This is a genomic window from Actinoallomurus rhizosphaericola (assembly GCF_024055675.1).
In the GTDB taxonomy this organism is placed as follows: Bacteria; Actinomycetota; Actinomycetes; order Streptosporangiales; family Streptosporangiaceae; genus Actinoallomurus; species Actinoallomurus soli.
Map to the genome: position 1 here is coordinate 472,898 of NZ_JAMXMW010000001.1, position 24,718 is coordinate 497,615.

The window sequence follows — 24,718 nt, forward strand, 5'->3', positions numbered from 1 at the left end:
CAGCGCAGTCCGGGGCGGGTCGTCCCCACATGACGTTATTGGGCGGAAAAGCGGCGCATGCCCTTTGCCGCACTGAGTGGGAAATTCGGACGAGTGCATCGTGAATTCATTTCGCGTGCCAGGGGAGTTCCGGTCGGCTTTAAAACGGCGTCCTGTCACCTGGAGGTCTAAGCGGGGTGGCGGAGGGTGGCCTCCGGCGGCGGGGTGGGTCACCATGGGCGAGGGGTTCGTGTACGGGGTTACGCAAGATCATCTAAGCGGGGTTCCCGCGTGCCGAACGATCGTGAAAGGTCACGACGCCGACGGTGGGGTATTGGTTCGCACTAACCCGGCTGTTTGACAGGCAAAACTACAAATACTAGCTGGGCCCCTTGACCTGCTCTGTGGCATACGACACACTCGGTCTTGTCGATAGCTGTTGGCGCAAACTTCAGAAGTTCCCCGGTTGCCAGGGAGCACCCCATGTCTGCCGACGACTCGCCCGACCAGACGCCGTTCTCGCTGCTCGCCGTGTTGGCGGCCCGCTACCCCGAGTGGACGATCTGGTTCGGTGAGGCCACCGGCCACTGGTGGGCGCTGCCCCCGCACGACCGGGAGCCGGGTGAGTTCATCGAGGCTCCGACCGTGAAGGAGTTGGTGGAGTCCATAGAGGCGCTCAAAGCGCGCCCACGAGTCCCCTACCAGAGCGGCGGCCCGTCCCCGGGCGCGGCGCGGAGCAGGCTTCCCGCGGCCTCCAGGCCCGGTGGCCCGTTCCGATGACCCGCCGTCCGCGATCCGACGCGGCCGCACCGAAGCCGCGGTCTCAGGCGAGCATTTGCCAGTCACGCCGCCTCCCCCTCCAACACCTCCGTGACAGGCGTGACTTGCAGAGGGGCGCTCTCCTGAGGCCGCAGGGAGTCCGGGCAACCGTGTAGCCCCCGGCACGGTTGCCCGGACCTCCACCTCCTACCTCGTGGGTCCGGTCGGCACCGCCGCACCCGAGTCGTTACGCTCGCCGCAGACGTTCGCGATGAGAACAGGAGCGGCATGAGGCGTTCACGACGGCGCACGGCAGCCGTGTGGGCCACCGTGCTGGCCGCCGTGCTCGGCCTGGCCGGCTGCAGCGGCGGAGGCGGCGGCCACCCGGTGAAACAGGAGGTCGTCCGGGCGGCCGACACCGTGGGACCGGGTGAGGGCTCGGTCGCCCTTCTGACCTGGAGCGGCTACGCCGAGGACGGCTCCAACGACCCGCGCGTCGACTGGATCACGCCGTTCCAGAAGAAGACCCGGTGCCGGGTGGACATCAAGTACGCGGCCGATCCGCAGGAGATGCTGCAGCTGATGTCCAAGCCGAACCTCCACTACGACGGCGTCGTGGCGCCACCGGAGATCGCCGGGCAGCTCGTGGCGGACCGCCAGGTCGTTCCGGTCAACCCCGACCTCATCGACGGGTACAAGGACCTCGAACCCGCTCTCCGCGCGCAGCTGACCAAGGGCGGCAAGCCCTACGGCGTGCCGTTCACCTGGGGAGCGAACCTCCTCATGTACGACCAGCGCGCCGTGCACCCGGCCCCGGACAGCTGGGGCGCGCTGTTCGACCCGGCGGAGGCAAAGAAGTACTCCGGCCGCCTCGTGGTGCGCGACAGCCCGCTGACGCTCGGCAACGTCGCCCTGTATCTCAAGGCGCACGAGCCGAAACTGCACATCAAGGACCCGTACGCGCTGACTCCCAAGCAGCTCGCCGCGGCCGCGTCCGTGATCAGTCGGCAGCACCCGTACGTCAGCACCTACTGGCTCAACCCGTCCGACGCCATCGCCCCGTTCGCCGACGGGCAGGCCGCGCTGGCCCAGGCCTGGCCGTACCAGGTCGACGTGCTCAGCCGGAGCGGTCGCCCGGTCGCCGGAGTGACGCCGCGCGAGGGCGTCACCGGCTGGATGGACGCGTGGATGATCGGCGCCCGGGCGGACCATCCGAACTGCATGTACCAGTGGTTGAACTGGGTGAGCTCTCCCGAGGTGCAGCAGCAGGTGGCCGAGTGGGACGGCGTCGCGCCGGCCAATCCCGAGGCGTGCGGCCACGACCGGTTGCGCCCGCAGTTCTGCAGCGCGTACCACGTCGGCGACCGGGCATACCTCGACAAGGTCGTCTTTTCTCGTACGCCGACGGAGGACTGCGGCGGCGGTGGCGAGAACTGCACGGATTACGCCGCCTGGACCCGCGCCTGGCAGGCCGCCCGTCGGTGAACCCGGGGCCACGCCGGGGCCTCTCCTGAGACGAGGAGACGCGCGTGCCCGAGACGAACGCGCCCTCGAGACGAGCGCCCTCGGGGCGAACGCGCCCCTGAGACGAGGAGACGCGCGCGCGGCCGCCCCCGCCGAGCGCGCGTCTCTCATCGGGCGTCCCGGGCTCCCCCCGGACCCGGGACGCTCCTTTTCCGGTTAAGCCCTGATCTTCGCGCGCCGGCCCCGGGTCTGCTGGACCGGGATCCGCAGCGCCGGGGCGCAGTCGTCGCAGGCGAACACGCGAGAGTCGTCCGGCAGCCGGCCGACGTGGACGCGTGGTCTAGGCCACTTCTTGTGGCAGATCACGCATGCCTCGCCCCAGCACTGCTCGATGGTGAGACCCTTCGGATCGAATGTCGGTGTGGAACGGGCCATGACGTCCCCCCAACTCCTCGGCTCCGTTCGGCCTCCATTTCTATCGGGGTGCTGGTGAGGCGTAAGTGTGGGAAACCACAAGGCGTCGCAAAGCCTCGGCGAATTGCCGGGCGCATACGATTCACCGGGATTAGCGCTGAGTTTTGGTCAGCACTCAACTGTCATGGATGTCGGCCGGAACTCCGATCGGCGTGTCCATCCTCATCCGGGCTGACAACGGAGCGTGATCTGTGCCACTCTGCTGACGGTGCGGAAGTATGTGATCATGGGCGTGCCGGGAAGCGGCAAGAACACTCAGGCCGGCATGCTGGCTCGTGACTTCGACCTGGTGCAGATAAGCGTCGGCGACATCTTCCGATGGCACGTCAAGCAGCACACGAAGATCGGGGCTCAGGTGCGCCGAGTCATGGCGGCCGGGCAACTGGTCGGCGACGACCTTGTCGAGCGGATCGTGCGCGACCGCCTCGAGCAGCACGACTGGAACTACGGCTTCATCATCGACGGGTTCCCGCGCAGCCGTCGCCAGGCGGAGTTCTTCCTGGAGAGCTACGACATCGACGGCGTGATCTACCTCGACCTGCCGGACTCGGAGGTCCGCCGCCGGGTCCTGTCGAGGCGGCTCTGCTCTGTATGCGGCATGGACTACAACCTCATCGAGGACCGTCCGAAACGCGCTGGTCGGTGCGACGTCTGCAACGGCGAGCTGGTCACCCGCGAAGACGACACCCCCGAGGCGCTCGCGGCCCGTCTGCGCGACTACCACGAGAAGACCGACCCCGTCCTGGAACTGTTCCGGCGCAAGGAGTACGTCTTCGTCGTCGACGCCCGCCGCGACCCGGAGACCGTGCAGCGGGAGATCCGCGAGCGTCTCGGTCTCAACGGGCGGCATCCCATCCGGCCCGCCGAGGACGGTCAGAACCGGATCACCGAGACGACCGGTTCCGAGTGACCTCACGGAGATCGCCGCCTCCGATCGACCTGACGGAGTCGGCCGGTTCCGATTGACGCGCGTGCGGCCGAGTGCTGGCCTGGGAGCATGACCGACGCCGAGGACCTCGTCCGCCGCGCCCGCGACGACAACCCGCCCGGAGGCAACCGCTTCCTCGACCTCCTCGAGGCGTCGGCGGTGCCGCACGAGCGGCTGACCTGGCTGGCGGGGGAGCAGTGGCACATCGTGCGCAGCGACCGCCGCAGCTTCGCCCTCTTCGCCGCGCGGTTCCCGGAGCCACCGGCGGGCGACCTGTTCCTGGCGCTCGCGGGCGGCGAGGGCACCGCGCTCGGCCTGCTGACGGGGTTCGCCGCCGCGCTCGGCCGGACGGAGGCGGCCCTCCGGGCGTACGAGCCGCGCCCCCTCGCCCAGGCCTACCCGGCCTACCTCGCGTGGAGCGCGCTGTCCGGCACGCGCAGCGGCCTCGCCCTCGCGATGCTGGCCAACCTCCAGGAGTGGGGGGCGTACTGCGGGCGGGCGGCGAACGCCCTGACGGCGCGTTACGGCCTCGCCGAGGAGGATGTGGCCTTCTTCCGGTACTTCGCCGTTCCGCCGCCCGGCTTCGCCGAGCAGGCCACCGCCGTCATCGAGCAGGGCCTCACGGCGGGTGAGGATCCGCGGGAGGCGTTGCGGGCAGCCCGCCTGCTGCACGCCTACGAGTCGGCGTTCTGGGCCGCGCTCGCCGAAGGGCTGTGACCCGGCGGGAGGGGCGGCGCGAGGCCGAGGGCCGTGGCCAGGTCGGCGAGCTCGGCCTCGAACAGCGCCTCGGCGTCGTCGAGCATGAAGTGCACGTGCCCGAACGCCTCCATCGCGACGAGCCCGTACAGCCGGACCCAGCAGCCGGCGAAGACCCGGACCAGGCCGAGCGGAAGGCCGGCGCGGTCGAGACCGCACGCCGTGGCGAAGTGCTGGAGTTGCGTGCGTAGCCCGGCCGGGATGTCCTCGTCCGCCGGAACGGGGAACCGCACGCGCTGCCAGAGCTCGGCGAACAGCGCGAAGAAGATCTCGCCGAAACCGCCCATCGAGGGAACGCCGCCGTCCGCCCGCGGCTCGTAGCCCGGCGGGGGAGCGCCGAAGACCATCGTGAACTCCGGCCGGTGGTCCAGCGCCCAGCGCCGGAACGCCCGCGCGGCCGCGACGAGGCGACCGCCGAGGTCGTCGGCGGGGACGGCGTCCCGCGCGGCCTCCAGCGCCGCGCCGATCTCCTGCTTGTAGCCCTCGATCATGGCCCTGATCAGGTCGTCCAGGCTCGCGTAGTAGCGGTAGAGGGCGGGGGCCGTCATGCCCATGTCGCGGGCGATGGCCCGCAGGGAGATGCCCGCGGGGCCGTGGGCCCGCAGGTGTTGCCGCGCCGCCTCCTGGATCTCACGCACGGTGGCCTCGCGCAGGCGTTCGCGGCGGGTCGTCACGCTTCTCCTTGACGGTAGTTAACGCCGTATGCTTCAGTAAACACTGTTCGCGTAAACAGTGTTCACTTTACTGACTGCCGTCATCACTTTATCTCGGGGAGCGGACCCATGCTCGAGTCATCCGGCCGCCTGATCCACCATCGACGCAGGTGGGTGCTTGCCGCGGCCGCGGTCTTCGTCGTCATCGCCGCCGTGTGGGGCACGCAGGTCTTCGGCTCGCTCAAGAGCGGCGGGTTCGAGGACCCGCACTCGGAGTCGGCTCGCGCCACCGCCCTCATCGACCAGCGGATCGGCCCGCCCGCCGGGGACCTGGTCGTGCTCTACGAGAGCGCGTCGCGCACCGTCGACGATCCGGCCTTTCGCGACGCCGTGACCGGAACCCTCGCGCGGCTGCCCCGCGATCAGGTCCGGGGCGTCACGAGCTTCTGGAGCACCGGATCGCCGGCGTTCGTCTCGCGGGACCGGCACGCGACGTACGTCGCCGTGCGGCTGAGCGGCGCCGACGTGGCCGCGCGCGTCCAGACGTACGAGAAGGTCCGGGACGCCTTCGCGGCGCCGGGCCTGACCACCCTGCGCGGCGGGACCGTCGCCGTGAACGGCCAGCTCCACGACCAGACCTCCAAGGACCTGGCGCGGGCCGAGATGATCTCGATGCCGATCCTCCTCGTGCTGCTCGTCGTCATCTTCGGCAGCGTCGTGTCCGCGCTGCTCCCGCTCGCCATCGGCGGCGTCGCCATCCTCGGCGCGTTCACCGTCCTGCGCGTGGCCACCATGACCACCGACGTGTCGACGTTCGCCGTCAACATCGTCACCATGCTCGGCCTCGGCCTGGCCATCGACTACTCGCTGTTCATCGTGACGCGCTTCCGCGAGGAGCTCGGCCGCGCGGACTCCGAACGCGAGGCGCTCACGCGGACCATGGCGACGGCCGGCCGCACGGTCGGGTTCTCCGGCATCACGGTCGCGATCGCGTTCGGCGGCCTGCTCCTGTTCCCGCAGATGTTCCTGCGGTCGATGGGGCTCGGCGGCATCGCGGTCGTGCTCGTCGACATGGTGGCCGCCCTCACGGTCCTGCCCGCCCTGCTCGCGGTGCTCGGCCGCCGGGTCGACGCGCTGCGCGTCCTGCCGAAACGGCGCGCGGACCGGGAAGGGCGGGGAGCGTGGTTCCGGCTCGCGCACAGCGTCATGCGCCGGCCCGTCGCCTACGCGGTGGGGGCGACGATCGTGCTGCTCGCGCTCGGCGCGCCGTTCCTCGGCATCCGGTTCGGGAGCGTGGACGTCCGGGCCCTGCCGAGCGGCGCCGAGGGCCGTACGGTCGCGACGGCCCTCGACCGTGACTTCGCGCACGGCGCGCTGTCCCCGATCGACGTCGTGGTCACCGGCGGCGTGCCGCGCCCGCAGATCGACGCCTACCTCGGCCGTCTGCGCGGCGTGCCCGGCGTCACGGGAGCGGAGGTCGCCGACACCGGCCGGGACGCCACCCACCTCGCGGTCCGCACCGGCGCCGACGCGCAGTCCGGGGCGGCCCGCGACCTGGTACGGCAAATCCGGTCCCTGCCCGCACCGGGCACCACGTACGTCGGAGGGGAGACGGCCCAGCTGACGGACATGCTGAGCAGCCTGGGCCACGTCCTGCCATGGGCGGCGCTGTTCGTCGGCGTGGTGACGTTCGCGCTGCTGTTCGCGGCGCTGGGGTCGATCCTCCTGCCGCTCAAGGCGCTGGTCATGAACGCGCTGTCGCTGAGCGCCGCGTTCGGCGTGATGGTGTGGGGCTTCCAGGACGGACACCTGGCGGGCGTGCTCGGCTTCACCTCCACCGGCAACGTCGAGGCGTCACAGCCCGTGCTCATCCTCGCCGTGGCGTTCGGACTGTCGATGGACTACGAGCTGTTCCTGCTCAGCCGGATCCGGGAGGAGTGGCAGCGGACGGAGGACAGCACCGGCGCGGTGGCCGCCGGGCTGCAGAGCACCGGCCGCATCATCACCAACGCCGCCCTCCTGCTGGCCGTCGTGATCGCCGCCTTCACGACCTCGGGCATCTCCTTCATCAAGCTCATCGGCGTCGGGCTGCTCGTCGCCGTGGTGGTCGACGCCACCCTCGTACGGGCGCTGCTCGTGCCCGCGACGATGCGGCTCCTCGGCCGGGCCAACTGGTGGCTGCCCAGCCCGCTCCGGCGCCTGCACGCGCGGGTCGCCCTCCGCGAGTCCGCCTGAGCGACCGCCGCGGGCGGCCCGGGGCGGGGCGGGCGGCGGCGGGTCAGCGGCCGGTGTCGGCCCGCAGCCTCTTCTCGAAGCAGACGCTTCGCAGGGGGTGCGGGCCGAACGGCGCGATGCGGACGTAGCCGCTGTACTCGTACAGGCCCGCGTCGCGCAGGTCGGTGGCCTTGAGGCGCGCGGTCCGGCAGCCGCGCCGCCGGGCGAGGTCCTCGGCCGCTCGCAGCAGCAGCCGGGTCACGCCGAAGCCGCGGTACTCCGGCCGTACGTAGACGTGGCCGACCTCGGCGATCTGATCGGTGGAGCCGCCCCCGGCGCCGACCCAGCGCAACCCGACACAGCCGATCGACGTCGCGCGTTCGCGGGCGACGAGGAAGGTCGTTCCCGGCGCGGCCGGCGAGGGGCGGTCGGTGGCCGCACCGAACCGGGCGGCCAACTCGGCGGCCTGCTCGACGTGCAGGCCGGTCACGATCGGGTCGTCGAAGGACGCCTCGACCAGTTCCATGCGGGGACTGTTGATCATGCCGGGCCAGAGTAGGGAATCCGCCGCTCTCGCGGCGGTGGTTTCGCGTTCACGCTCGCTGGGCCTCCTCGTAGATCCGGTGGACCGCGGCCCCGAAGTAGGGGCCGTACATCGTCGCCGGGTCGTCGGAGTACTTGAAGCTGTTGACCGAGGTGACCACGCCGACACCCGTCCTGGCGTCGAACCGGGTGAGCCACGGCCCCCCGCTGGCGCCCTCGGACATGTCGCAGCGCAACCCCTGATCCTGGGTGAGGCGGTGCGCGTCCGGATGGGTCCGCCCGCTGCAGTAGGCCAGCCGCTCGCCGTCGTAGCGTCCGCCCGTGGGGTACCCGAAGCCGTAGGCGACGGTGCCCCGCGGCTGGTCGAACGCGATGTCCTGGGCGCCGACCACGTCGGTGACGTGGCGCCCGTCGGCGGTGGCCAGCGCGACCATCGCGACGTCGTGGTTCTCGTCGTGCCGTCCCGACCATGCCGTGGGCGCGAACATGCGCCGGGCGGTGAACGCGCCGTACGGGCGGCGTCCCTGGTCGTATCCGGGCACGTAGATCCAGTTACGGGCCCAGACGCCGGCGGCGTTCTGCACGCAGTGGCCGGCGGTGATGACGAGGTCGTGGTTGGCGCCGTCGACCGTGCCCGCCGAGCACACGTAGTCGGCGCCGTCGATGGTGAAGAACACCTTGCCGGTGGTGGCGCGGACCGCGCCGGGCGAGGCCCAGGGCGTGCGCGGCCCCTGGGCGGAGCGCCGGCCCGGGGACAGGGCGCCGCCCACCGCGAGCGGACTCGCCGGGGGCAGTGCGCCGCCCACCGCGAGCGGACTCGCCGGGGGCAGTGCGCCGCCCACCGCGAGGGGAGTCGCCGGGGAAGCCGGGGCAGGGGCGCCGGTCGCCGCGACCGGCGCCTTCGGAGGGAGGGCGCCGGCCACCGTGAGGGAGGTCCGCGGGGGCCGGGCGACCGGCCGCCGCAGCACCCGGTCGGGAGGGGTGAGCGCACGGGTCATGCGCCGGACGGTCCAGTACCGCAGGATCGCCGACCGGCTCATGGCGATCACGTGGTCGGACACGCCCGGCACGCCCGGCACGCCCGGCCCGGACTGGGAGACTCCGGTGCCGAGCGTGCCGAGGAGGGCGCCGGCGGTGGACACGGCGTAGGTGATGCGCGCGGCCTTGGACATGGGTCGAAAGTCTGCATGACCCCTGGTGGCCGCATGATGACTTGGAGTAAAGCCCCGCCCTCGATCAGGTGTTCTGTGCTTTGTCATAGAGGGCCTTGACGGCGGCGCCGAAGTACGGCCCGAACATGACGTTCGGGTCCGCGTTGTACTTGAAGGAGTTGACCGAGTTCTGGGTGCCGGCGCCGGTCCGGGCGTCGAAGCCGAGGAACCAGGGCCCGCCGCTGGACCCGGCCGTCATGTCGCAGGTCAGCCCGATGTCGTGGCTCTTGGTGTCGTCCTTGGCCCGGCCGCTGCAGTAGACGAGCCTGGACCCGTCGTACGGCGCCTGGGCGGGATAGCCGAAGGCGTACATCGGGCGGCGCCGTGGCTGGTTGAACGCGATGCCCTGCCCGCCGACGACGCTCGTCAGCGTCCGGCCCTCCTGCGGATCGACCGTCGCGGCGCCCACGTCGTAGTCGAGGTCCTCGTGGGCCTCCCACTGCGGGGTGGTGAGGGTCCGTGCCGCCGTCCACTTCCCGTACGGCGCCTGACCGTCGTGGTAGCCGGGGACGAACATCCAGTCGGTGTGCCAGGCGCCGTCGAGCCGGACGCAGTGCCCCGCGGTGATCACCGTGCTCTGGTTGCCGCTGGTCACCGCGTCTCCGGAGCAGGACGCCGGGCGTCCGGCGTACAGGAAGAAGACCCGTCCGATGGTCTGGGCGACCCTGCCGCCGGAGGTCCAGGCCGCTCCGGTGGACGGCGTCGACGCGGGCGTCTCGGCGGGGCGCCCGCCGGGGACGAGCCCGCGCGCGGCCGCCAGGGCGACGAGGCCGTCGAGGGGACGGGCCCGGCGCATGCGGGTGGGCGTCCACCACCGCAGGAGCCGCTCGCGGTCCGTACGGGAGTCCGCCATCGGGTGGACGGCCGGTCCGGCCGCGTCCCGGCCCGGGAGGGGTGACAGGCGCGGACGGCCGCCGGGCCGGTCGGCGCGGCCGATGCGGCCGTCGGGCTCGCCGGTGCGGCCGGGAGACCGCTCGCGGAGCCCGGGGCCGGGAACGGCGTCCGACGTGGCGCCGCCGGACACGCCCGGGCCGGGCGGTCCATCGGCGGGGCGCGCGGTGCCCGCCCGGGAGGCGGACGGGGAGACGGACAGGAGCGCGCCGGTCAGCACGGACACGGCCGCGAGGCGGGGGGACTTCGTCATGACCCTGGTGCCCTTCTGCGGCCGTCATGGGGGACGCGGCCGCGATCGTGAGACGGTCGCCGAACCCTAGCGCGAAGCGTGTTCAGTTGACTACGCACAGAAATCACTACATTCCATGGCCCGTCCCGGTTTGCGGGTGGGGGCCGCCGACCGGACGCGGGGAACGGGGGACAATGGGGGGCGTGACGCCCGACGACAGCCCGTCCGCAGCCGCCCGCCGAGACGTCGTGATCCTCGGCTCCACCGGATCGATCGGCACCCAGGCCATCGACGTGATCCGCCGTAACCCCGACCGCTTCCGCGTGGCCGGGCTGGCCGCCGGCGGCGGCCGGGTCGACCTGCTCGCCCGCCAGGTCCTCGACCTGCGGCCGGATGTGGTCGCCGTCGCACGGGGCTCGGTGGCCGAGGACCTGCAGCTGGCGCTCTACGCCGAGGCGCAGAAACGGGGCTACTCCGCGGGGGAGTACCGCCTCCCCAGGCTCCTCGCCGGGCCGGGCACGATCGCCGAGGTCGCCGCCTGGCCGTGCGACGTCGTGCTCAACGGCGTGGAGGGCGCGGCCGGCCTGCGGCCCACCCTCGCGGCGCTCGACGCCGGGCGCACCCTCGCGCTGGCCAACAAGGAGTCGCTGATCATCGGCGGCCCGCTCGTCAAGCGCCGGGCCAAGCCGGGCCAGATCGTGCCGGTCGACTCCGAGCACTCCGCGTTGGCCCAGTGCCTGCGCGGCGGCACGCGCGGCGAGCTGCGCCGCCTGGTGGTCACCGCCAGCGGCGGGCCGTTCCGGGGACGGACACGCGCCGAACTGGCCGACGTGACACCGGAGCAGGCGCTCGCCCACCCGACCTGGGACATGGGGCCGCTGATCACCGTCAACTCCGCGACGCTCGTCAACAAGGGCCTGGAGGTCATCGAGGCCCATCTGCTGTTCGACGTGCCGTTCGACCGGATCGAGGTGGTGGTGCACCCGCAGTCGATCGTGCACTCGATGGTGGAGTTCGTCGACGGGGCGACGCTCGCCAAGGCGAGCCCGCCGGACATGCGCCTGGCGATCGCCCTCGGCCTGGCGTGGCCCGACCGGCTGCCCGACGTGGCGCCCGCCATCGACTGGACGCGGGCGCACACGTGGGAGTTCTTCCCGCTCGACGACGAGGCGTTCCCCGCCGTGCGCCTGGCCCGGGAGGTCGGCTCGGCCGGAGGCACGGCCCCGGCCGTCTACAACGGCGCGAACGAGGAGTGCGTCGCCGCCTTCCTCGCCGGAAGGCTGGCGTTCCCGGCGATTGTCGACACGGTCGCGCGGGTAGTGTCCGAGCACATGACCGCTCCGGGCTCTCTGATCAGGGAGGATTCGGACGGCGGGCTCACCGTGGACGATGTGCTCGCCGCCGATCGGTGGGCGCGGACCCGAGCACGGGAGCTGACGTCTGGTTGACCTATCTGCTCGGAGCGCTGGCCTTCGTCCTCGCGCTGCTCCTCTCGGTGGTGCTGCACGAGGCGGGGCACTTCCTCACGGCCAAGCGCTTCGGCATGAAGGCGACGCAGTTCTTCGTGGGGTTCGGGTCGACCCTGTGGTCGCGCCGACGGGGCGAGACCGAGTACGGCATCAAGGCCATCCCGCTCGGCGGCTTCGTGAAGATCGTCGGGTACACCCCGCTGGAGGAGATCGACCCCGCCGACGAGGCGCGGGCCTTCCACCGCCGGCCGGCGATCCAGCGGGCGATCGTGATCGTGGCCGGCGTCGTGGTCAACCTCCTCCTGGCGTTCGCGCTGATGGTCGTCCTCGCGGCGGTGGTGGGCGTCCCGGACGGGGCGAACGCCACCACCGCCGTACGCCGGGTCTCGCCGTGCGTGCCGGTGAGCGGCTCGGCCTGCACGGACCGCGACCCGGTGTCGCCCGCCTCGGCGGCGGGCCTGCGGCCGCGCGACCGCGTCCTGTCCTTCGCCGGAACGCCGGTCCGCGACTGGAACGGCCTGTCCGGCCTGATCCAGCGGACCGCGCCGGGCACGAGCGTGCCCGTGGTCGTCGAACGCCACGGGGCCCGGCGTACGGTGACGGCCCGGATCGGGCGGCTGGACGGTCACGGCTACCTCGGGATCGAGCCGGTGGCGCGCGTCCGTACGCTGGGCCCGGTCGCGTCGGTGCGGTTCGCGGGCCGGTTCACGGGCCAGATGACGGCGGCGATCGGCGGGATCGTCGTCGACATCCCGAAGGCGATTCCCAAGCTGTTCTCCCACGAGCGCGCCAGCACGCCCGGCGGCCAGGCGGGCAGCGTCGTGGGCGGCGCCGAGGCCTCGGGGCAGGTGTTCGCCTCCGGCGAGACCTGGCGCACGAAGCTGGGCATGTTCCTGCTGCTCGTCTCGTCGCTCAACCTCTTCGTCGGCCTGATGAACCTCGTTCCGCTGCTGCCGCTGGACGGCGGTCACCTGGCGGTGGTCTGCTACGAACGGATCAAGGCGTGGGTCTTCCGCGTACGGGGCCGGCCCGATCCGGGCCCGGTCGACCTCACCAAGCTGATGCCCGTGACGTACGCCTTCGTCGTCCTTCTGGTCGGACTGGGGGTCCTGCTCATCCTCGCCGACCTGATAAATCCTCTCAAACTCCCCCAGTAAGCCCTCGCGTGTGCAGCATCCCCGCGGGTTGCCTAGTCTTGGAACCACTGCCGAGCACCCACTGGAAGGAGGGCGCGGCGCACGGAGCGTGAGCTCCACGCCGCGTGTCCGATGACCGTCGATCTTGGAATTCCGCAGGCCAAACCGAGGCCGCTCGCTCCGCGTCGCAAGTCGCGGCAGATCATGGTCGGCAACGTGCCGGTCGGCGGCGACGCGCCGGTGTCGGTCCAGTCGATGACGACCACCCTGACCGCCGACGTCAACGCGACGCTGCAGCAGATCGCCGAGCTGACCGCGGCCGGCTGCCAGATCGTCCGCGTCGCGGTGCCGTCCCAGGACGACGCCGACGCGCTGCCCGCGATCGCCCGTAAGTCTCAGATCCCGGTCATCGCCGACATCCACTTCCAGCCCAAGTACGTCTTCGCGGCGATCGACGCGGGCTGCGCGGCGGTGCGGGTGAACCCGGGCAACATCAAGAAGTTCGACGACAAGGTCGGTGAGATCGCCCGGGCCGCCAAGGACGCGGGCGTTCCCATCCGCATCGGCGTGAACGCCGGGTCGCTGGACAAGCGCCTGCTGGAGAAGTACGGCAAGGCGACCGCCGAGGCGCTGGTGGAGTCCGCGCTGTGGGAGTGCTCCCTGTTCGAGGAGCACGACTTCCACGACATCAAGATCTCGGTCAAGCACAACGACCCGGTCGTGATGATCAACGCGTACCGTCAGCTGGCGGCCCGCTGCGACTACCCGCTGCACCTCGGGGTCACCGAGGCGGGCCCGGCGTTCCAGGGCACGATCAAGTCGGCGGTGGCGTTCGGCGCGCTGCTGGCCGAGGGCATCGGGGACACCATCCGGGTGTCGCTGTCGGCGCCTCCGGTCGAGGAGGTCAAGGTCGGCATCCAGATCCTGGAGTCGCTGAACCTCCGTGAGCGCGGTCTGGAGATCGTCTCCTGCCCGTCGTGCGGCCGTGCCCAGGTCGACGTCTACACGCTGGCCGATGAGGTCACCGCGGCGCTGAAGGACTTCCCGGTCCCGCTGCGGGTCGCGGTCATGGGCTGCGTCGTGAACGGTCCGGGCGAGGCGCGCGAGGCCGACCTCGGCGTGGCGTCCGGGAACGGCAAGGGCCAGATCTTCGTGAAGGGCGAGGTCGTCAAGACGGTGCCCGAGTCGCAGATCGTCGAGACCCTCATCGAGGAGGCCGTCCGGATCGCCGAGGAGATGGGCGTCGACGTCACCGGCGACGGTCCCGGCGTCGACGTCGCGGTCTCCTGACACGCCTGACTCAGGTCCCTTTACGGCCCTTCCGGAAACGCTCCGGAAGGGCCGTCATCATTTCTGATTCACAATCATTACCTCGTTCATCGCCTAAAGCGGCATTTCTGGAATTTGTCACAATTCGGCATCCTTGATCCCTGACTCTTGATCACCCCACCTGTGACCCGCGCACAATGCCCCGGCATCCACCGAATTGCGGGCTCAGTGAGGAGCCGTGCGGAGGAGGGGACAAGTGAGGAAGCTCGTAGTGGTCACGGCCGCGGTCGGCCTGACCCTCAGTGGCATCGGTACGGCGGGAGCCGCCGGCCGTACGGCCGCGCCGACGCCCGCCCCGGCGGGGGAGTCCGCCGGGGCCGTGGCCGCCGGGATCGCCTGGACGCCCTGCCCGGACAACGACCCGATCGAGGGAACGAGGCTGCAGGGCCTGGAGTGCGGCACCCTGAAGGTCCCGCTCGACTACGCCCATCCGCACGGCCGTCGGATCACGCTGGCGCTGACGCGCGCGAAGGCGACCGACACGCAGCACTACCAGGGCATCGTCCTGCTGAACCGCGGCGGCCCCGGCGGGCACGGGCGCGACCTGCCGACCCGGTTCGCCAAGGGCACGTACGGCCTGCCGACGTCGGTCGGCGCGACGTACGACTGGATCGGCTTCGACCCGCGCGCCGTCGGCGCGAGCTCCATCGACGGCAGCGGCAAGGGCATCATCTGCGACCCGTCCTACCAGGCGCCCGGCAAGGCCCGGCCCGACTACACGCCGGCCTCCAAGGCCGAGGAGCTGGCCTGGCGGGCCAAGGCGAAGAAGTACGCCCAGGACTGCGGCAAGCGGTACGGCTCCGCGCTGAAGTACCTGACCTCCGCGAACTGGGCGCGCGACATGGACGCGATTCGCGCGGCGCTCGGTCAGCACAAGATCAGCTACTACGGCTGGTCCTACGGCACCTACCTCGGGTCGGTCTACGCGTCGCTGTTCCCGACCCACGTGCGCCGGATGGTCCTGGACAGCGTCGTACGGCCCAGCGGCGTCTGGTACGACGACAACCTCGACCAGGACGTGGCGTTCCAGAAGCGCTTCGAGATCTTCCTGACCTGGATCGCGAAGTACGACGCGGTCTACCACCTCGGCGCCACGCACGCCGCGGTCAAGGCGAACTACTACAAGATCCGCGCGGAGCTCGCCAAGGACCCGATCGACGGGCAGCTGGGCCCCGACGAGCTGGATGACACCGCCCAGACCGACGCGTACCGCGACTACACCTGGGTCGACCACGCCCAGGCGCTGTCGGACTACTTCGTCAAGCACGACCCGCAGCCGCTGCTCGACCAGTGGGGCGGCTTCCCCACCGACGACTTCCTCACGCAGAACAACTACGCCGTCTACGAGGCCGTGCAGTGCGTCGACCGGCAGTGGCCGACGAAGTGGGCGACGTGGGATCGCGACAACTGGCGGCTCTACCGGCAGGGCAACAAGTTCCTGACCTGGGGCAACGCCTGGTACAACGCGCCGTGCGCCTACTGGCCGGTGCCCGGCGGCACCCCGGTGAGGATCCAGGGCAAGAAGGGCCTGCCCCCGATCCTCCTCGTCCAGGCCACGAACGACGCGGCCACGCCGTACCCCGGCGCGGTCGAGATGCACAAGCGCTTCCCGAACTCCCGCCTGCTGGTGGAGAACGGCGGCATCAACCACGGCGTGGCCCTGACCGCGAACGGCGACACCTGCGCCAACACCCTCGTCTCCGCCTACCTGGGCTGGGGCGCGCTGCCGCCGAACAGGCCCGGCGCCGACGCCCGTTGCCAGGCCCCGGCACTGCCGGTGCCGGGCGCGGCCCCCGCCAAGGCCACTTCGGCGAAGGCCGACGCGGCGGCGACCCGCGAATAGTGATCACTGAGTAGAGTTCCGAGAGCCCCCGGCCGCCTCGGCCGGGGGCTCTCGCAGTTCGCGGCGGCGCTCGAACCCGGCCGGTCCCGGCCGGTCTTCGCCACGCCCCTCCCGGCCGCGGCCCGGAATCACCACCATCGTGCGTACGCACGACGGGGAGTCCGGCCCCGGACTTCCCGTGTGAAAGGGGTTACGTGAACAAGCTCGCCATCGCGACGGCCGTCGCCGGAGCCGGGGTGGTCACGCTGAGCCTCGCGCCGATCACGGCGCAGGCGCGTCCCGCCGGACCCGCCGCCGGGCCGGCCTGGTCGTCGTGCACCGAGGAGAGCCTCGACGGGCTCGAGTGCGCCACCCTCAGCGTGCCGCTGGACCACGCCGCTCCGAACGGCTCGAAGATCACCCTGGCGCTGTCCCGCGCACGGCACACCGGGACGACCGGCTACCAGGGCGTGCTCCTGGTGAACCCGGGCGGGCCCGGCGGCACCGGCCGCGACTTCGCGCTGCGCGTCGCGAACCACCTCCCCGCCGGCCTGCGGGCCGCCTACGACGTCATCGGGTTCGACCCGCGCGGCGTCGGCGGCAGCAGCCCGTCGCTCAGCTGCGATCCGGGCTACTTCAAGCCCGTACGCCCCGACTACGTGCCGCGTACGCCGTCGCTGGAGTCCGCCTGGCTCAGCCGGTCGGCGGCCTACGCCCAGGCGTGCGGGCGCAAGTACGGCGCGCTGCTGTCGCACCTGACGACCGTCGACGCCGCCCGGGACCTGGACGCCATCCGGGCGGCCCTGGGCGAGAAGCAGATCAACTACTACGGCGCCTCGTACGGCACCTACCTCGGCGCGGTGTACGCCACGCTGTTCCCGGCGCACGTGCGCCGCATGGTCCTGGACAGCAGCGTCCGGCCGAGCGGCGTCTGGTACGCCGACAACCTCGACCAGGACCGGGCGTTCGAGGGCAACATCAACGCCCTCTTCGCCTGGATCGCCAAGTACGACGCGGTCTATCACCTCGGCACGACCGAGCAGGCCGTACGGGACGCCTTCTACACGACCCGCGAGAAGCTGACGGCCGATCCGGCGGGCGGCGTCGTGGGCGCCGACGAGCTCGACGACACGTACCTCGTCGCCGGCTACATCGACCTCGGGGCGTACTGGCCGTACCTCGCGAGCGCGCTCGCCCGCTACCGGGCCGGTGGCACCGCGGCGCTGGTCGACGCCTACAACCGGTTCGGCGCCACCACCGATGACAACGGGTACGCGGTCTACAACGCCGTCCAGTGCACCGACGTGCGGTGGCCGAGGGACTGGGCGCGGTGGCGCCGGGACAATGAAAGGCTCTACGCCGCGGGCGTCCGGTTCGAGACGTGGGCCAACGCCTGGTACAACGCGCCGTGCGCCTTCTGGCCGGCCAGGGCCGGACGGCCGGTCGACGTCGGCCGTACGCGGGGCCTGCCGCCCGTGCTGCTCTTCCAGGCGACCAATGACGCCGCCACGCCGTACGCCGGCGGGGTCGAGATGAGCCGGCGGCTCGCGGGCTCGCGCCTGGTGATCGAGGACGGCGGGCGTACGCACGGCATCGTGCAGCGCGGCAACGCCTGCGTCGACGAGAAGTTCGACGCCTTCCTCGCGACCGGCGCCCTGCCGGCGGACCGGTCGCACTGCGCGCGCCTGCCCGAGCCGGTGCCGCCGTCCGCGGCCGGGATCCGCCCGCTGACCGCGGACCGGTTCCCGCCGGTCCTGCGCCGTCCTTAACGGGTGACGGCGACGGGTCCCCGGCGGCGGCGGTCGCCGGGGACCCGCCGTCCCGGCGGGGATCCCCTTTCGCGGCGCCGTGAACCCGTTTTCGCGGCGGCCGGAACCGGCGCGCCGTCACGATCGAACAACGGTTACAGCAGTCTCTTCCGTCCCTTTTATCGCAACGGTCACAATTCTTCGCATTCCTACCAGTGCGGGGTTCTCATGCGCCCGCACGCAAGGGGGTCATGTGAAGAGACTCGTTGCCATCGCCGCCGCCGCGGGCGTCGGACTGTCCGGCGCGGCGATCACCGTTTCGGCGCAGGCGGAGACGGCCCAGGCGGCCGGCACGATCGCCTGGGCGAAGTGCCCGGCCGACCAGGCGTACCTCGACAAGGCCGAGTGCGGCCAGCTGTCGGTACCGCTGGACTACCGGCACCCGAACGGCAAGAAGATCTCGATCGCGGTGTCGCGGCTCAAGCACACCGACACCAAGCACTACAAGGGCGTGCTGCTCGCCAACCCCGGCGGCCCCGGCGGCAGCGGCCTGTACCTCGCCGGCGGACTCGCGAGCTGGTTCACCGGCGTCGGCCACCCGGAGGTCCCGGCCCAGTACGACATCATCGGGTTCGACCCGCGCGGTGTCGGCCTGAGCCAGCCCGCGCTGACCTGCGACCCGCACTACTCCGACCCGATCCGGCCGGACTACGTGCCGCACTCGGCGAAGGACGAGGAGAAGTGGAAGGCCAGGTCGAAGGCGTACGCCCAGGCCTGCGCCAAGAAGTTCGGCTGGCTGCTGCCGCACCTGCGCACCACCGACGCGGCCCGGGACATCGACTCGATCCGCGCCGCGCTGGGGCAGAGCAAGATCAGCTACTACGGCTTCTCGTACGGCACCTACCTCGGCGCGACGTACGGCACGCTGTTCCCCAAGCGGGTGAAGCGGATGGTGCTCGACGGCAACGTCGACGTTCGCGAGGTCTGGTACGACGCGCAGCTGTCGCAGGACAAGGCGTTCGAGCGCAACATCAAGCTCTTCTTCGGCTGGGTCGCCAAGTACGACTCCCACTACCACCTCGGCAAGAAAGAGGCCGACGTGGAGAAGAAGTACTACAGCATCCGGTCCGCCGCGTTCAGCAAGCCGATCGGCGGCAAGCTCGGCGGTGACGAACTGGACGACACGGTCCTCAACGCCGGGTACAGCGTCGGCTGGTACGAGCCGGTCGCCGACGTTCTCTCGGCATGGGCCGACAAGGGCGACGCGGACCCGCTCGTCAGCCTCTACACGGACTACATCCAGACCCCCGACGACAACGGCTTCGCGGTCTACAACGCCGTCCAGGCGGCGGACGCCAAGTGGCCCCGGTCCTGGAGCACGTGGCACAAGGACGCCGTCAAGCTGTATGACAAGGAGGGCATCCGCTACAACACCTGGCCGAACGTCTGGTTCAACGCGCCGATCGCCTACTGGCCGTTCCAGGGCGGCCCGGCGCTGAAGATCAAGGCCAAGGGCATGTCCACGGCGCTTCTCGTCCAGTCCACGCTGGACGCCGCGACGCCGTACCCCGGCGGCGTGGAGATGCACAAGCTCCTGCCGTCCCGCCTGGTCGCCGAGATCGGCGGCAAGACCCACGCCAACACGCTCAACGGCAACGCCTGCCTCGACGACAAGGTCGCGGCGTACTTGAGCGACGGCACGCTGCCGAAGAACAAGCCGGGCAGCGGACCGGACGCGACCTGCAAGGCGCTCCCGGACCCCGTCCCGGCCGGTGCCGCCGCCATGGCGACCCGGTCGATCGCCCCCAAGGTGCCCGCCCGGCCGCTCATCGGCCGTCCGTGACACGCGAAGACCCGCGGTCCCGCTGACCGCGGCCCGCACGTGAGGACCCCCGGCTCCGGCCGGGGGTCCTTCCCGTTCCACCGGCCGCCGGGGCGAAGTCTGTCGCGGCATGCCGCACCTGATTACCGATCTTGCCGTGTTCCTCCCGTACCCTTACAAGGTGAGTGGAGCGAACGTGTCGACACGCCGGTCCGCCTCCCCACGCTCCGGATCACCCGCCCGGGAGAGAACGTGAGTCCGATGCTGCGCACGTCTCCGGTGCGCCTCCTGGACGACCGCCACCGTGAAGCGGTCCTGGAGATCCTCGATGCCGATCCGGTGTCGAACGTCTTCGTCGGCTCGCGCGTGCACGCCGCCGGCGTCGATTCGGGCCGCCTCGGCGCCGAGCTGTGGGGGTACCACCGCGGCGGCCACCTGACCTCCCTGTGCTACTCCGGCGCGAACCTCGTCCCGGTCGCGGCCGACCGCGAGGCCGCGCGGTCCTTCGCGGACCGGGCACGCTCGCAGGGGCGGCGCTGCTCGTCGATCGTCGGCCCGGTGCCCGCGGTGACCGAGATGTGGAACGCCCTGCGCCCCTTCTGGGGCCCGCCCCGCGCCATCCGGGCCGCTCAGCCGGTCATGTCGACCGTGTCGCCGCCGCCCGTCGAGCCCGACCCGGCCGTCCGCCGCGTCACCATGAACGACTTCGACGTCCTCTACCCGGCGTGCGTGGCGATGTTCACCGAGGAGGTCGGCGTCTCGCCGCAGGCGGGTGACGGGGGAGTGCTGTACCGCGCCCGTGTGGCCGAGCTGATCCGCTCCCGGCGGGCCTTCGCCCGCATCGAGGACGGCCGCGTGGTGTTCAAGGCCGAGATCGGCGCCGTCACCCCGTACGCCTGCCAGGTCCAGGGCGTCTGGGTCAACCCGGAGCTGCGCGGCCGGCGGTACGCCGTGCACGGCATGGCCGCCGTCGTCACCGAGGCCCTGCGCAGCATCGCCCCCGCGGTCACGCTGTACGTCAACGACTTCAACACCCCGGCCCGCGCCACCTACCGCCGCGTCGGCTTCCAGGACGTCGACACCTTCATGTCCGTCATGTTCTAATTCGCTGCGATAATGACCGGCCCGCCGTTCAATCCTTTGTTCGAAATGACATTCACTTAAAGTGATCATGCGATAACTTCACGTGCATGCCATCCCCTCTGCATGACTCGATCAACGAGCTGTTCCGTAAGCGGCCGGAGTTCGCGGTGGAGGTGCTGCGCGACCTGATGGGCGTCCGTGTGCCCGAGGCAGGGTCGGCGGAGGTCGCGAGCAACGACTTCAACGACCGTCCGTCGAAGGACTTCCGACCCGACACCGTGATCACGGTAGGTCCCACCCGGGACCCGCTGCACGGGATCATCGTCGAGGTCCAGCAGGCCAAGTCCGAGTCCAAGCGCCGGCAGTTGCCCCGATATGCCGCCACGCTGTGGCTGCACTTGCAGCGGCCGGTGACGGTGCTGTGCGTGTGCCCGGATCCAGGTGTGGCGGCTTACTACACCGGGCCGATCAAGACCGGGCTGCCCGGCTACACGTTCCAAGCCCTCGTGCTCGGCCCGGACGCCGTACCGGTCATCACCGACCCGAAGGAGGCGGCGGCCCACCCGGAGCTGGCCGCGATATCGGTGATGATGCACGGTGAGCGACGCAGGCCCGTGGTCGAAGTATTCGTCGAGTCGCTCTCTTTGATGGAGCCCGAACACGCTGCGTCATACTATGAGTACACCTACACGATGGCCTCAAAGGCCGTCCAGAAGATCCTGGAGGAGCTCGTGTCCTCAACGGCCTGGCCCGTCTACAGCCCCTTCGCGAAAGAGCACTTCGGTCGAGGCAAGGAGGAAGGTCGCGAAGAAGGGCGCGAAGAAGGGCGCGCGGAAGAAGGGGCGCGCATGCTCCTGCGGATCCTGGCTGCTCGGGGGCTTGATGTCCCGGAGAACATCCGGGACCGGATCCGGACATGCAAGGACGTGCGAGAGATCGAAAGCTGGGCCGACCGGGCCATCGTGGCCACGTCCCTCGACGAGGTCTTCGACTGATCCTCATCCCCACACTGTCCGCCGCCTTTCCCGGAGGGACTCGTGTCACCGAAGACCTGGCCTGTCCATAGCCCGTTCGCGAAGGAGCACTTCGGTCGAGGCAAGGCGGAGGGGCGAGCGGAAGCGGGAGTTCGTGCCGTTCTCGCTGTTTTGTCCGCTCGGGGTATCGAGGTCTCGGATAGCGCCCGTGCTCGTATTGAGACGTGCACGGATGCGTGGCAGTTCGAGAGGTGGCTGGAACGAGCCCTTGTCGCGAAGTCTGTCGACGAGTTGTTCGACTGAGCCATCCCGCCGTCGAGAGATCGTCAGACGTCGGCGAACGCAGTGCCGCGGAGCCAGTGGCGGGCCTGGCGGGCGGTGCGTAGGCGGATCACGGTTACGTCCGGATGGCGGGTTGCTCGGTCGGCGGTCTGGGTTCTTCTCCGGTCGAACTGGGACCAGGCCCAGCGGATCGGGTGGTCTGCCCGGAGCCAGTCGCGGACGCTCTCCTTGTTGCCGTTCCACAAGGGGCGCCGGTCGACGGCGCGGAGGACCGAACGCCGGATCACCCGCCACATCACCGTGCGGCGCGGCAGGTCGAGCCAGATCACCGTGTCGGCGCGGTCCCAGAGCAGGTCGCCGAGGACGCGGTGGTACTGGTCCTCGGTCACCCAGCGATCCTGATCGCTGAACTCCTTCACGTCGGACTCGAACTCCGGCCGCGGGACCCAGCCGGGTCCGTGGTGCAGCGCGTCCAGCTCGTGGTGGGGCAGTCCGTACCGCTCGGAGAGCCTCCGGGCGAGTGTCGTCTTGCCGGCTCCCGAGATGCCCGCGATCAGCACCCTGTCCATCGGATCGATCCCCGCCTCCTCTGTTCCGACCCCTCGGAGAACGCTACCGACCATGCGGCCGCGCGGTGAGGGCGCCTGCGCCGGGGAACCATAGCTGCTGAGTCCCCGGATTCCGGCCGATGGGTGACGACGTGGCGAGGAGGGGGCTTCCCATGAAGATCAGGACGCAGCGGGACGTCGAGGTCGCCGAGGTCACGGTCGGCGACGGGCGGCGCGGCAACGCGCTGGCCAGCGCGGACTGGCGGGAGCTCGAGCAGACCTTCCGGCGCCTCGCCCGCGATGCCGAGCTGCGGGTCGTCGTCGTCCGCGGCCAGGGCGGGATGTTCAGCTCCGGGTCGGACATGCGGGAGTGGGTCGAGGCGGACGTCACGGACGTGGCGGACAGCTTCGCCGCCATGGAGGCGGCGTTGACCGCCATCGAGGATCTGCCCGTCCCGGTCATCGCCCAGGTGGAGGGCGTCGCCGCCGGCGCCGGGTGCCAGCTCGCGCTGGCCTGTGACCTGCAGGTGATGGCGGAGAGCGCGCGGATCGGGATGCCGATCGCGCGGCTCGGCATCCTCGTCAGCCCCGCGTTCGCCGCCCGGCTGGTCGTGCTCGCCGGGCCCGGCGTCGCGCGGGAACTCCTCTACACGGGCCGTCTGGTGTCCGCGGCCGAGGCCGTGAGCCTGGGGCTCGCCACCCGTTGCGTGCCGGACGCGGAGCTGGCCACGGCGACCCGCAGACTGGTGCTGGCCATCACGCGCCACCCGGGCGCCGCCGTACGGGCCGCCAAGCACGCGGTCGGGGCAGTGCTCACGCCCGCGTGGGCGGCGGCGAAGGCACAGGCGGGCGGGCCTCCCGTCGCGTTCGAGGACTTCCAGCGGGGGATCGCGACGTTCCTCCGGGACCCGGGCGCGACCTCTTCCTGACGCGGCTCGGCGGCGGCCGAGGGCCTCGGCGAGGCCCTCTCGGCGGCCGGACATGTCGGGTGGTCTGCGCGTGAGGCGTCTCAGCGGCCGGGCGGTCTGCGCGTGAGGCGTCTCAGCGGCCGGGCGGTCTGCGCGTGAGGCGTCTCAGCGGACGAGGACGTCGAGCAGGCGGTCGAGTTCGGCGGCCGGGTCGGCGGTGAGGCCCGAGTGGACGGGGCCGGGCTGCACGACGGTGCTGCGCGGCGCGGTCAGCCAGCGGAACCGCGAGCCGAGGGACTCGCCGGCGGCCTGGCCCGCCTGCGGTCCGCCGCAGCAGACGCCGTCGACCGCTCCCAGCGCGGCGCGCACCCCGTCGACGTCGAGGTCCGGGGCCAGCGCGCGGAGCCGTACGTCGTCGACGTGGGTGCGGCAGCCGAGGAAGTCCTTGGCCTGGCAGTAGAGGATCACTCCGACGTTCACGGTCTCGCCGCGTTCGACGCGGGGGATCACGCGCAGGATGGCGTACTCGAAGATGTTCATGAGAGCCATTTCGGTCGGGCCGACGGGCGGTGCTCGGTCCGGGGCGTCGCCGGGCGGGCCTCGCCCACCTCGGGCAGCCAGATCTCCGGGGTGGCCGCACGGGTTCGCAGGTGGGCGACGTAGGCGGCCGCGACCTCGGCGGGGGAGCCGAAGCCGGGCTCGTCGGCCAGCCACTCCTCGGGCACGAGGGCCACGACCTCGCGGAGCAGGTCCTCGGTGACCTTCGGGCCGAGGTCGCGGCCGGCGCGGGCGAGGCCGGCGTCGTCGACGAAGGTCGTCAGGACGTGGTCGCTCGCGTCGTACGGCCGGGAGATCAGCTTCTCCGCCGAGGCCCAGGCGTGGTGGAAGTAGAGACTGGCGCCGTGGTCGATCAGCCAGACGTCGCCGTGCCAGACCAGGAGATTGGGGTTGCGCCAGCTGCGGTCGACGTTGCCGATCAGCGCGTCGAACCACAGCACGGACGCGGCGAAGTCGGCCTCGGGGGCCCAGGCCAGCGGGTCGAAGCCGAGGGAGCCCGGCAGGTAGTCGACGCCGAGGTTGCGGCCGGGGCTGGCCTTGAGCAGGTCCTGGATGTCGGGGTCGGGCTCGTGGCGGGCGATCACCGGGTCGATGTCGACGGTGACGAGGTCCGGCACCCGGAGGCCGAGCCGGCGGCCCAGCTCACCGGCGATGATCTCCGCGATGAGGGCCTTGCGGCCCTGCCCGGCGCCGTGGAACTTCACGACGTACGTGCCCAGGTCGTCGGCCTCGACGATTGCGGGCAGGGACCCGCCCTCCCGGAGGGGTGTCACGTAACGCGTGGCGGTGACGTTCGGCAGCACGGGGCAACCGTACCGGGCGTGTGGCGGCATGCGAGCACGACGTGCGCGCATGCCGGCCCCCGCCGCTGACGCGCACACGCTCCGGTGATCGAGGCAATCGTATGAACGTGCGCGCCGCGGAGATGATGCAGA

The 24,718-nt window shown here is 71.3% G+C and carries 21 protein-coding genes; 14 read left to right on the forward strand and 7 right to left on the reverse strand.

The annotated features are described in order from the left end of the window. Positions 1–462: 462 nt before the first annotated feature. From NE234_RS02290 to NE234_RS02310, 4 genes are all read left to right on the forward strand, one after another. Positions 463–759, forward strand: a complete 297-nt coding sequence (locus NE234_RS02290; protein ID WP_252776407.1) for a hypothetical protein — start codon at positions 463–465, stop codon at positions 757–759. A gap of 267 nt (positions 760–1,026) precedes the next feature. Beyond that, a complete protein-coding gene (locus tag NE234_RS02295; protein ID WP_252776409.1) occupies positions 1,027–2,223 on the forward strand; it encodes an extracellular solute-binding protein in 1,197 nt (398 codons plus the stop codon). A 661-nt stretch (positions 2,224–2,884) separates the two neighbouring features. After that, positions 2,885–3,586 carry an adenylate kinase family protein gene (locus tag NE234_RS02305; protein WP_252776413.1) on the forward strand — a complete coding sequence of 234 codons (702 nt, stop codon included), beginning with the start codon at positions 2,885–2,887 and terminating at the stop codon, positions 3,584–3,586. A gap of 87 nt (positions 3,587–3,673) precedes the next feature. Then, the gene (locus tag NE234_RS02310) at positions 3,674–4,321 is read left to right on the forward strand and encodes a thiaminase II/PqqC family protein (protein WP_252776415.1); all 648 of its coding nucleotides are present in this window, start codon (positions 3,674–3,676) and stop codon (positions 4,319–4,321) included. Here NE234_RS02310 and NE234_RS02315 read toward each other — a convergent pair. After that, on the reverse strand, positions 4,279–5,034 hold the full coding sequence (locus NE234_RS02315) for a TetR/AcrR family transcriptional regulator (RefSeq protein WP_252776417.1): 756 nt from the start codon (positions 5,032–5,034) through the stop codon (positions 4,279–4,281). The two genes, NE234_RS02310 and NE234_RS02315, sit on opposite strands and share 43 nt — an antisense overlap. A gap of 108 nt (positions 5,035–5,142) precedes the next feature. Here NE234_RS02315 and NE234_RS02320 point away from each other — a divergent pair, with 108 nt between their 5' ends. Then, on the forward strand, positions 5,143–7,248 hold the full coding sequence (locus NE234_RS02320) for an MMPL family transporter (RefSeq protein WP_252776419.1): 2,106 nt from the start codon (positions 5,143–5,145) through the stop codon (positions 7,246–7,248). A 43-nt stretch (positions 7,249–7,291) separates the two neighbouring features. On the opposite strand, the gene NE234_RS02325 is transcribed toward NE234_RS02320, so the two are convergent. The 3 genes from NE234_RS02325 to NE234_RS02335 form a co-directional block, all read right to left on the reverse strand. Next, a complete protein-coding gene (locus NE234_RS02325) occupies positions 7,292–7,771 on the reverse strand; it encodes a GNAT family N-acetyltransferase (RefSeq protein ID WP_252776420.1) in 480 nt (159 codons plus the stop codon). A gap of 49 nt (positions 7,772–7,820) precedes the next feature. Continuing rightward, a complete protein-coding gene (locus NE234_RS02330; RefSeq protein WP_252776423.1) occupies positions 7,821–8,942 on the reverse strand; it encodes a trypsin-like serine peptidase in 1,122 nt (373 codons plus the stop codon). Positions 8,943–9,006: 64 nt separating this feature from the next. Beyond that, positions 9,007–10,125, reverse strand: a complete 1,119-nt coding sequence (locus tag NE234_RS02335; protein ID WP_252776425.1) for a trypsin-like serine peptidase — start codon at positions 10,123–10,125, stop codon at positions 9,007–9,009. A gap of 173 nt (positions 10,126–10,298) precedes the next feature. Between NE234_RS02335 and dxr the strand changes: the two genes are divergently transcribed. The 8 genes from dxr to NE234_RS02375 all read left to right on the forward strand — a co-directional run bounded on the left by dxr (position 10,299) and on the right by NE234_RS02375 (position 21,508). Continuing rightward, positions 10,299–11,552, forward strand: coding sequence for a 1-deoxy-D-xylulose-5-phosphate reductoisomerase (gene dxr, locus NE234_RS02340; RefSeq protein WP_252776427.1), 1,254 nt, complete (start codon positions 10,299–10,301; stop codon positions 11,550–11,552). Further along, positions 11,549–12,730: a M50 family metallopeptidase gene (locus NE234_RS02345; protein ID WP_252776430.1), complete on the forward strand. Its 1,182-nt coding sequence runs from the start codon at positions 11,549–11,551 to the stop codon at positions 12,728–12,730. Before dxr ends, NE234_RS02345 begins: the two co-directional genes overlap by 4 nt. 111 nt (positions 12,731–12,841) lie before the next feature. Further along, positions 12,842–13,999, forward strand: coding sequence for a flavodoxin-dependent (E)-4-hydroxy-3-methylbut-2-enyl-diphosphate synthase (gene ispG / locus NE234_RS02350; RefSeq protein ID WP_252776432.1), 1,158 nt, complete (start codon positions 12,842–12,844; stop codon positions 13,997–13,999). Between the two features lie 235 nt (positions 14,000–14,234). Beyond that, a complete protein-coding gene (locus NE234_RS02355) occupies positions 14,235–15,881 on the forward strand; it encodes an alpha/beta hydrolase (RefSeq protein ID WP_252776434.1) in 1,647 nt (548 codons plus the stop codon). A gap of 194 nt (positions 15,882–16,075) precedes the next feature. Continuing rightward, on the forward strand, positions 16,076–17,629 hold the full coding sequence (locus NE234_RS02360) for an alpha/beta hydrolase (protein ID WP_252776436.1): 1,554 nt from the start codon (positions 16,076–16,078) through the stop codon (positions 17,627–17,629). Positions 17,630–17,861: 232 nt separating this feature from the next. After that, positions 17,862–19,451, forward strand: coding sequence for an alpha/beta hydrolase (locus tag NE234_RS02365; RefSeq protein ID WP_252776437.1), 1,590 nt, complete (start codon positions 17,862–17,864; stop codon positions 19,449–19,451). Between the two features lie 240 nt (positions 19,452–19,691). Further along, positions 19,692–20,534 (forward strand): GNAT family N-acetyltransferase, encoded by an 843-nt coding sequence (locus NE234_RS02370; protein ID WP_252776439.1) that lies wholly within the window; start codon positions 19,692–19,694, stop codon positions 20,532–20,534. 86 nt (positions 20,535–20,620) lie between these two features. Continuing rightward, complete coding sequence (locus NE234_RS02375; RefSeq protein WP_252776441.1) at positions 20,621–21,508, forward strand: hypothetical protein; 888 nt, start codon at positions 20,621–20,623, stop codon at positions 21,506–21,508. A gap of 305 nt (positions 21,509–21,813) precedes the next feature. On the opposite strand, the gene NE234_RS02380 is transcribed toward NE234_RS02375, so the two are convergent. Continuing rightward, positions 21,814–22,338 carry a P-loop NTPase family protein gene (locus tag NE234_RS02380; RefSeq protein ID WP_252776443.1) on the reverse strand — a complete coding sequence of 175 codons (525 nt, stop codon included), beginning with the start codon at positions 22,336–22,338 and terminating at the stop codon, positions 21,814–21,816. Positions 22,339–22,490: 152 nt separating this feature from the next. Here NE234_RS02380 and NE234_RS02385 point away from each other — a divergent pair, with 152 nt between their 5' ends. Further along, positions 22,491–23,246: an enoyl-CoA hydratase/isomerase family protein gene (locus NE234_RS02385; protein ID WP_252776446.1), complete on the forward strand. Its 756-nt coding sequence runs from the start codon at positions 22,491–22,493 to the stop codon at positions 23,244–23,246. 144 nt (positions 23,247–23,390) lie between these two features. On the opposite strand, the gene NE234_RS02390 is transcribed toward NE234_RS02385, so the two are convergent. Together NE234_RS02390 and NE234_RS02395 are read right to left on the reverse strand one after the other, a co-directional pair. After that, a complete protein-coding gene (locus tag NE234_RS02390; protein ID WP_252776448.1) occupies positions 23,391–23,765 on the reverse strand; it encodes a DUF3037 domain-containing protein in 375 nt (124 codons plus the stop codon). Further along, positions 23,762–24,586 carry a HipA family kinase gene (locus tag NE234_RS02395; RefSeq protein WP_252776449.1) on the reverse strand — a complete coding sequence of 275 codons (825 nt, stop codon included), beginning with the start codon at positions 24,584–24,586 and terminating at the stop codon, positions 23,762–23,764. Before NE234_RS02395 ends, NE234_RS02390 begins: the two co-directional genes overlap by 4 nt. Positions 24,587–24,718 lie beyond the last annotated feature (132 nt).